General features: G+C 43.1%; 1 protein-coding gene and 1 pseudogene. Both read left to right on the forward strand.

Translation table 11 applies throughout. The features are described from left to right. The coding region (locus tag AB5935_RS27365; RefSeq protein ID WP_368328023.1) for a glutamate-5-semialdehyde dehydrogenase at positions 1-841 on the forward strand (841 nt) is incomplete at its 5' end. A gap of 33 nt (positions 842-874) precedes the next feature. Beyond that, positions 875-1,153 (forward strand): annotated as a pseudogene (locus AB5935_RS27370) (acetylornithine carbamoyltransferase); the annotation flags it as partial.

The raw sequence follows: 1,153 nt of genomic DNA on the forward strand, positions 1-1,153 counted from the left end.
CTGCATATTGAAAGGAGGAAGTGACGCCGATTGTTCCAACCGGGCCATCATCAGTGTGATTCACAAAGTATTGAAGAAGTTCAAAATCAATCCGCACATTGTAGAATTACTTCCGGCTGATAGAGAGGCTACGGCAGCGTTACTGAATGCTGTGGGCTACGTAGACTTGATTATCCCCAGAGGCAGCAGCAGTCTTATTCATTTCGTACGCGAGAATGCAAGGATTCCTGTCATTGAAACAGGGGCAGGTATCTGTCACACTTACTTCGATGAATTTGGGGATACAAACAAGGGAGCAGACATTATTCATAATGCTAAGACACGTAGAGTTAGCGTATGCAATGCATTGGATTGCACCATTATACATGAGAAGAGACTGGCCGACCTCTCTCTGATTTGCGAGAAACTAAAAGACAGCCGTGTCATTATTTATGCTGATCCGCAAGCTTACCAGGCATTGGAAGGCCACTATCCTGCCGAGCTCTTGGAACATGCAAAAGCAGAAAGCTTCGGCACGGAGTTTCTGGATTATAAAATGGCTGTCAAGACTGTAAAGAGCTTCGAAGATGCCTTAGGACATATTCAGGAAAACAGTTCTAAACATAGCGAGTGTATTGTTACCGAGAACGGGGAACGTGCAGCTTTATTCACCAGAATCGTGGACGCAGCTTGCGTATATACCAATGTGTCTACCGCTTTCACTGACGGGGCACAATTCGGATTAGGAGCCGAAATCGGAATCAGCACGCAAAAGCTACACGCACGCGGTCCGATGGGACTGGAGGAAATCACTTCTTACAAATGGGTCATTGAAGGAGATGGACAAACGAGAAGAAATTGAAAATTGAGAATTAAGAATTAAAAAATAAATGATATGAAGAAATTTACTTGTGTACAGGACATTGGAAATCAAAAAAGAGCGCTTCAAATATGTAGAACTGGGACGAAACAAGACTTTAATGATGATCTTCTTCAACTCTAGTTTACGTACCCGCCTCAGCACACAGAAAGCTGCCATCAATTTAGGAATGAATGTAATGGTACTGGATATCAATCAAGGTGCATGGAAATTGGAAACTGAACGTGGCGTAATTATGGATGGTGATAAACCGGAACATATATTAGAAGCCATTCCGGTTATGGGATGCTATTG

The sequence above is a fragment of the Phocaeicola sp. RTP21198st1_B8_RTP21198_201120 genome, assembly GCF_040929485.1.
GTDB lineage: Bacteria > Bacteroidota > Bacteroidia > Bacteroidales > Bacteroidaceae > Phocaeicola > Phocaeicola dorei.